We start from the raw sequence: 6093 nt of genomic DNA, 5'->3' as shown, positions 1-6093 counted from the left end.
GCCACCCTTGCCGTAGAAGGCGATCTGACGAAGCTTTGCCATGGAAGTGCTCCAGTGTTTGAACGAGAAGTGACGAATCTCTGCGGGTCGTCGCGATCTCAATGCAGCCTTGGGTGCCTGTGGTCTTCTTCTGCAGCGCCTTGGGGGACTGGCATGGGGTCCGCGCAACCAGCCTTACGCAATGGCCGTGCCATGTCCGGTTCCCACGGTGTCCGCAGAGGGAAATGCCTTGTATGGCAGGCTTTTTCCGTCGATGCGGCGCGTGTGTGGCGGCGCCGGAATGTCGGAAAGGCGACAAAGCCGGGAGGCACCCTTGTCGCGATGGTGTGTTTGCTCCATCGCCGGGCGCGTCTTGCGGGCGGGTTGGGGCATTCGCTTGGTGGTACGGGGGTTGCATGGGTGCTTGCGAGGGCTTTGTGGTGCGCTTGACGTTGCGCAAGGCCTGTAAACAAGTTTCGACCTCAACCCACTGGAGTCCTCGATGACCGCTACCGTTGCCGAATCCCCCGTCGCCGCCGCCCTGGCCGACACCGCCCTGGCACCCCTGGAGGCCCAGGGCCGTCTGCTGAACCCCGTGCTCAAGGGCGCCACCAAGAAGGCCGGCCGCGTGGGCTTCCGCGGCGAGCTGGCGCTGCGCTTCGCGCCGAAGCTGGCCGACGAGGCCCGCCCGCCGGAGCTGTCCTGCGACCAGGTCATCGCCATTGCCGAGAAGGGCAATGCGAAGCTGCCGTTCTTCGCCGGCTACCTGCTGAGCTTCGAGCACCTCAAGGACGTGGCGGAAGTGCTGGGCGAGCAGCTCAGTGCCGAGGGCAAGTACTTCCTGTTCTGCAACAACATCGACCTGCTCAAGAAGTACCAGGTGGCTTACAACGGCGCCACGTTCCACGTGCTGCCCATCGACGAGGCCACGGTCTACAACGAGCTGCTGGAGTTGCTGTACCTGGAGAAAGGCGACCTCAAGAAGCTCGACACGGCCGGCAAGACCGACGCCGTGGCCGATGCGGCGCTGAAGTTCAAGGGCAGCTTCGAGCCCATGACTTACGAGGAAGGCCTTCAGCGCATGGGCCCGGTGCGCAACCCGAACGAGAACCGTCCGGTCTGAGGCCGGCGTGGCTTTCCCGCCGGCTCAAGCGCAGGATGCCGTGCTGGCGGGAGAGTCCGACCCGGCCCGCTGGTACGGCACCAATCTGGTCGGCGTACCGGCGCCGCTGCTGGGCAGCGTCGAGTTCAATGCGCATCCGCGCCGGTTGCGCATTGCCGGGGCCCGTGCATCGAGCGCGGGCCTTTTTGCCTTGCTGGACCAGTGCGGCCATGCCGACGAGGCCCGCGAGGTGTTCGAGCATTACATGGAACTCGTCTTCGGCCTGGCCAAGCCCGCCGGCCGGGCGCCCGCATCCGAGAGCCGGCGCTGGAAGGCGAGCTACCTGAAGCTGCTGCAGGGCTGGGGCATGGATGCCAACGGTCCCGCTGGCGCCGTGCTCAAGGGCTGGGTGGAGAGCCGCTTCGGCCTGGTGCCCACCTTCCACAAGGCGCCGCTGCGGCGCTTCCCCTCGCCGGCCTGGGTGGCGTACCTGGAGGAGAAGAGCACCAGCCGTTACCACAACAACAACATCTACCAGCAGCTCGACCTGTTGTTCGAGTTCTGCCAGTGGATGCTGTGGCGCTTCCAGCTGCTGGGCCCGGGCACGCACGTGCCGCTGTGGCGTGGCAGCACCCGCTGCGAGGAGCAGACGATCGGCGGCTCGCTGCGGAAGCGGCGCTGCACCGTGCGGCTCAACAACATCGTGTCCTTCAGCCTGTCGCGGGAGACGGCGGACTGCTTCGGCGACTGGCTGCTGCACGCGCGCGTGCCGCGCGTCAAGCTGCTGCTCGTGCCCGGGTTGCTGGGCACGCGCTCGCTGCAGGGCGAGTCCGAAGTCCTGGCGCTGGGCGGCGATTACGAAGTGGAGGCCAGCTATGGCGTGTGATGGCGGACCGACGGGTGGACTGCTCGACCGTGCCCTGGGCGCCTACCTGGGCCTGGCCCTGGGCGACGCGCTGGGCGCCACGGTGGAGTTCATGACGCCGCGCGAGATCGCGCTGCGCTTTGCCGACCAGGGCGGCGTGCACCGGCACATCACCGGCGGCGGGTGGCTGAACCTGCCCCCGGGGCAGGTCACGGACGACACCACCATGAGCCTGGCGCTGGGCAACGCGCTGCTCGAAGGCCGGCGCCAGCGCAAGATGGGCGACACGCGGCTCATCGCCGAGGCCTTCGTGGCGTGGTGGCGCGGCCGCCCGGTGGACTGCGGCAACACCTGCCGCCGCGGCATTCAGCGCTACATCCGCATCGGGGCGCTGTCCACGCCGGTCAACGAAGGCGACGCTGGCAACGGGGCGCTCATGCGCAACCTGCCGGTGGCGCTGGCCACGCTGGACGACGACGCGGCGTTCAGGAACATCTCGCTGGCCCAGGCGCACATCACGCACAACCACCCGCACTCCGACGCGGCCACGCTGGGCCTGGGCCACATGCTGCGCCTGCAGCTCGCGGGCGCGGACGCCGCCACCCTGGAGCAGCGCGCGGCGCGGCTGGTGGCGGAGTACCCGGTGTTCCGTTTCGAGCCCTACCCGGGCCGCGCCAGCGCCTACGTGGTGGACACGGTGCAGACGGTGTTGTGGGCCTTCACCCGCCACGCCGATTTCGAGGCGGCCGTGGTGGCCGCGGCCAACCGCGGCGAGGATGCGGACACCACCGCCGCGCTGGTGGGCATGCTTGCCGGCGCGCGCTGCGGCGCCGCCGCCCTGCCCCGCCACTGGCTCCGGCGCCTGGCGCCCGAAGTGGCGCGCGCGGTGACGGAGCAGACCAAGGCCCTGGTGGCGCCCTTCCTCTGAAGCTTGCCCGCGCGGCCGCGCTACGCTGCGCGCATGGACGCATCGATGTACTGGCCGCTGCGCCTGCAACCGGGCACGGACTTGCGCCGGGCCCTGGAGGCGGCGGTGGCGCAACGCGGCTGCGAGGCCGCCTTCGTGCTGGGCGGCATTGGCAGCCTGGGCGAGGCGCAGTTGCGCCTGGCGGGCGCGGATGTAACCTTGGTCCTGCCCGGGCCGCTGGAGGTGCTGACGCTGTCGGGCAGCGTCGGCGCGAAGGGCTCGCATCTGCATGCGAGCCTGTCGGATGCCCAGGGCCGCGTGCTGGGCGGCCACCTGGGATATGGATGCGGCGTGCGCACCACGGCGGAGGTGCTGCTGGCGCTGCTGCCGGGCTGGCGCTTCACGCGCGAGCCCGATGCGGCCACGGGTTACGACGAGCTCGTGGCCCGTTGGCAAGGCGCACCACCGCCTGCCGTGCAGGGCTGAACGATCGGGCGCCCCGGCCGATGCGGCTGCCCGGCGCGGGCGGCTTGGCGCTTCAGGGCCAGAACTCGCGTTGCGGGTCGTCGCACAGCTCGCGCAGCGCCTGGGCCAGCGTCACGCCGGCGCTCTTGAGCACCCAGCAGCCCTGCGCGTGGTCGCGCTTGTGCAGCAGCCAGCAGTTCTGGCTGGCCGGAACCAGCCAGGCCACGGGAATCTCGCCGCCGTGCGGGTCGATGTTGCGCGAGCAATTGGGGCTGGCCACCAGCCAGCCCAGGCCTTCGCGCTGCACGCGCGGCTGCACGTAGCGATAGCGCCGGCGCGAGCGGATGGCGCGGCGGATGCGCGCGCCGTCGAGCTCGACCACACGGTCGTTGCGCGGCGGTGCGTCGATGGGGCCCAGCGTCGCGGCGGCATTCATGCCGGCGCTCCTTCAGCGCAGGTTGTCGAGCAGCCCGGCACGGTCGCCCAGTTGTGCCAGCACCTCTTCGGGCAGGTTGTCCAGCGTGCACAGCTCCTTGGCGCGCATGCCCACCTGGTGTCCGGTCTCGGGAAACTCCACGGCGTAGATGTAGAACTGCTGCAGGAAGGTGCCGATGGAGCGGACGAAGCCGACGTCGCCGCGGTTCACCAGCAGCGCGCCGATGTCCTTGCCGCCGTAGGTGCCGTCGTTGCGGACCACGCTGCGGCTGATCACGCGCTCGCCCATCTGGAAGCGGGGCGGCAGCGCGATCTCGATGGTGTCGTCGTCACGGGCGATGTCAGCCATGGGTGCACTCCAGTTCAGCACGGCGCGCGGCGGCACGCTCGCGCACCTCGGATTCCTCGTCGGCCAGCAGCCGCTCCAGCACGTGGCCCAGGGCGCGGCCGGCGGCCTCCCAGCGCACGGTCCAGTCGGGGTCGCCGGCCAGGACGTCCAGCAGCGGCGCGGGCAGCCGCTCGGCCACGATGCGCCGCACCTCCGGCGCCGCATCCTCGACCAGGCGCCACAGCGCGGGCATCTGCACCCGGCGCGCTACCTCCAGGCGCACCTGCAGGTCCGCGTCGTGCATCAGCAGCGGCAGCAGCCCTTCGGGCAGGCGGCGCGCCACGGTCTGGCGCACCTGGTAGTCGGGGTCGCGCAGCAGCGAGGGCAGCGCCGTGGCGTCGATGCGCTGCGCCACGCGGATGCGCACCTCGCGGTGCGGGTCGCTCGCCATGCGCAGCAGCAGCCGCTGCGGCAGGCGCAGCGCCAGTTGCATGCGCACCGTCTCGTCCGGATCGTCCAGCAGCGCGGGCAGGCGGAACAGTTCCGCGTGGCGCGCGGCGATGGCGCGCACCTCGAAGTACGGGTGCGCCAGGTGCTCGTTGGCAAGCGACGGGTGGGTGCGGAAGAAGCGGTCGATGCGCCGCGCGTAGGCGTCCTGCATGCAGCAGCGCCCGGGCTCGCAGCCGCCGCTGTCGCGCAGCGCGGCATGCGCGCAGGCGCCGCAGGTGGCTTCGTCGAGAGGGGCGCCCTGCCAGTCGATGGCCGGGATGTCGCCCTGCGTCGTGGTCACTGGGCCGTGCATCGGGAGCCTCCTTCAGGCGGGCGCCAGGCGGGCCCAGGCGCCCGCGCCGGTGGCTATCGGCACGGGGGGCGGGTCGTCATCGTCGTCGGCCTCGCCCCGCAGCGCGCGCCGGCGCACGCCTTCGAGCAGGGCCGCGCCCACGCAGTCCTCGGGATCGAGCGCGCGCAGCAGCGCCAGCGCGTCGCGCGCCTCCACGTCGTCGCCCAGGCGCAGGCTCAGGTAGGCGTAGCCCTTGAGGACGAACAGGTAGAAGCGCGCGGCGGGTTCGTGGCGCGCGCCGGGCACCGCTTCGGGCCGCACGTGGCGCCAGACGGCGGGCAGGCGCAGCGCGCGCGCGCCGACCACCAGCGCCTGGCGCGCGATGTCGCGCGCCGCATGCAGCCGGTGGCCGAAGAAGTGGTGGCGGTACAGCGCGATCAGTACCGCCGGGTGGTCGGGCGCGAGGGCCTGCGCGCGCATGAGCGCGGCCATCGCCGCCACGGCGTCGGCGCGGCGGCGGCCGGCCTCGGCCAGCGCCTCCTCCACGCCGGGCGGCATGGCCAGCCCCAGCACCGCGGTGTCGAAGTCGGCCGCCGCGTCCATCGTCACAGCCGCTTGATGGAGGACAGCGTCACGCTGGCCTCGGCCGGCGGCGTGACCGCGTCGCCGCTGGAGCTGCAGCCGCAGGCGCCGCCCTTGGTGTTGGCGAAGGTGAAGCCGCTTTGCAGCGGCGTGTCCACGTGGTCGATGGTCACGCCATCGAGCAGCAGGCGGCTCTCGGCGGGCAGGAACATGCGCAGGCCTTCCACCGACTGCTCGGCGTCGCCGTCGCGCGGCGTGGCTTCCACGCTGAACTCGGCGCTGTAGCCCGAGCAGCCGCCCGGCGCCACCTTCAGGCGAAAGCCGCCGGTGGGCGTGTCGGAGAAGCGCACCATGCGGCGCATGAATTTCAACGCCGCGGGCGACACGGTGAAGTTGGGTTGGATCATCTTGGTTGCTCCTCAGACCTTCTTGATGCAGCCGTCCACCGGGCACACGGCCACGCATTGCGGCGAGTCGTATTGGCCTTCGCACTCGGTGCACTTGGACGGGTCGATGACGAAGGTGCCGCCCTTCTCGCGGATGGCCGTGTTGGGGCACTCGGGCTCGCAGGCCGAGCAGCCGGAGCACTGGGAAGCAATGATCTTGTAGGCCATGGTGTAGCTCCTGCTTGGGTGACGGGGCTGGTGGA

10 protein-coding genes are annotated in these 6093 nt (G+C 71.1%); 4 read left to right on the top strand and 6 right to left on the bottom strand.

Features of this window, described 5'->3' with window-relative positions:
* Nucleotides 1–481: 481 nt before the first annotated feature.
* From Q0741_RS24145 to Q0741_RS24130, 4 genes are read left to right on the top strand one after another with little or no spacing between them, the layout of a single operon-like run.
* Nucleotides 482–1102 carry a hypothetical protein gene (locus Q0741_RS24145; protein WP_298235746.1) on the top strand — a complete coding sequence of 207 codons (621 nt, stop codon included), beginning with the start codon at nucleotides 482–484 and terminating at the stop codon, nucleotides 1100–1102.
* 7 nt (nucleotides 1103–1109) lie between these two features.
* The gene (locus Q0741_RS24140; protein ID WP_298235745.1) at nucleotides 1110–1967 is read left to right on the top strand and encodes an NAD(+)--dinitrogen-reductase ADP-D-ribosyltransferase; all 858 of its coding nucleotides are present in this window, start codon (nucleotides 1110–1112) and stop codon (nucleotides 1965–1967) included.
* Nucleotides 1957–2874: an ADP-ribosyl-[dinitrogen reductase] hydrolase gene (gene draG / locus Q0741_RS24135; protein ID WP_298235744.1), complete on the top strand. Its 918-nt coding sequence runs from the start codon at nucleotides 1957–1959 to the stop codon at nucleotides 2872–2874. Before Q0741_RS24140 ends, draG begins: the two co-directional genes overlap by 11 nt.
* Before the next feature lie 33 nt (nucleotides 2875–2907).
* Complete coding sequence (locus tag Q0741_RS24130) at nucleotides 2908–3339, top strand: PPC domain-containing DNA-binding protein (RefSeq protein ID WP_298235743.1); 432 nt, start codon at nucleotides 2908–2910, stop codon at nucleotides 3337–3339.
* A gap of 52 nt (nucleotides 3340–3391) precedes the next feature.
* Here Q0741_RS24130 and Q0741_RS24125 read toward each other — a convergent pair whose 3' ends face one another.
* Genes Q0741_RS24125 through Q0741_RS24100 form a run of 6 tightly spaced genes read right to left on the bottom strand, consistent with a single transcriptional unit; the run spans nucleotide 3392 to nucleotide 6058 of the window.
* Nucleotides 3392–3754 carry a hypothetical protein gene (locus tag Q0741_RS24125; RefSeq protein ID WP_298235742.1) on the bottom strand — a complete coding sequence of 121 codons (363 nt, stop codon included), beginning with the start codon at nucleotides 3752–3754 and terminating at the stop codon, nucleotides 3392–3394.
* A 12-nt stretch (nucleotides 3755–3766) separates the two neighbouring features.
* Nucleotides 3767–4102 (bottom strand): nitrogen fixation protein NifZ, encoded by a 336-nt coding sequence (locus Q0741_RS24120; protein WP_298235741.1) that lies wholly within the window; start codon nucleotides 4100–4102, stop codon nucleotides 3767–3769.
* Nucleotides 4095–4883, bottom strand: coding sequence for a 4Fe4S-binding leucine-rich repeat protein (locus Q0741_RS24115; RefSeq protein WP_298235740.1), 789 nt, complete (start codon nucleotides 4881–4883; stop codon nucleotides 4095–4097). Before Q0741_RS24115 ends, Q0741_RS24120 begins: the two co-directional genes overlap by 8 nt.
* Nucleotides 4884–4895: 12 nt before the next feature.
* On the bottom strand, nucleotides 4896–5465 hold the full coding sequence (locus Q0741_RS24110; protein ID WP_298235739.1) for a hypothetical protein: 570 nt from the start codon (nucleotides 5463–5465) through the stop codon (nucleotides 4896–4898).
* Between the two features lie 2 nt (nucleotides 5466–5467).
* Complete coding sequence (locus Q0741_RS24105) at nucleotides 5468–5851, bottom strand: iron-sulfur cluster assembly accessory protein (protein ID WP_298235738.1); 384 nt, start codon at nucleotides 5849–5851, stop codon at nucleotides 5468–5470.
* 12 nt (nucleotides 5852–5863) lie between these two features.
* Nucleotides 5864–6058, bottom strand: a complete 195-nt coding sequence (locus Q0741_RS24100) for a 4Fe-4S binding protein (protein WP_298235737.1) — start codon at nucleotides 6056–6058, stop codon at nucleotides 5864–5866.
* Nucleotides 6059–6093 lie beyond the last annotated feature (35 nt).

Source organism: uncultured Azohydromonas sp., assembly GCF_937926365.1.
Classification (GTDB): Bacteria; Pseudomonadota; Gammaproteobacteria; order Burkholderiales; family Burkholderiaceae_C; genus Azohydromonas.
Note: the sequence above shows the minus strand (reverse complement) of the source record. Positions and strands in the feature narration are given on the sequence as shown.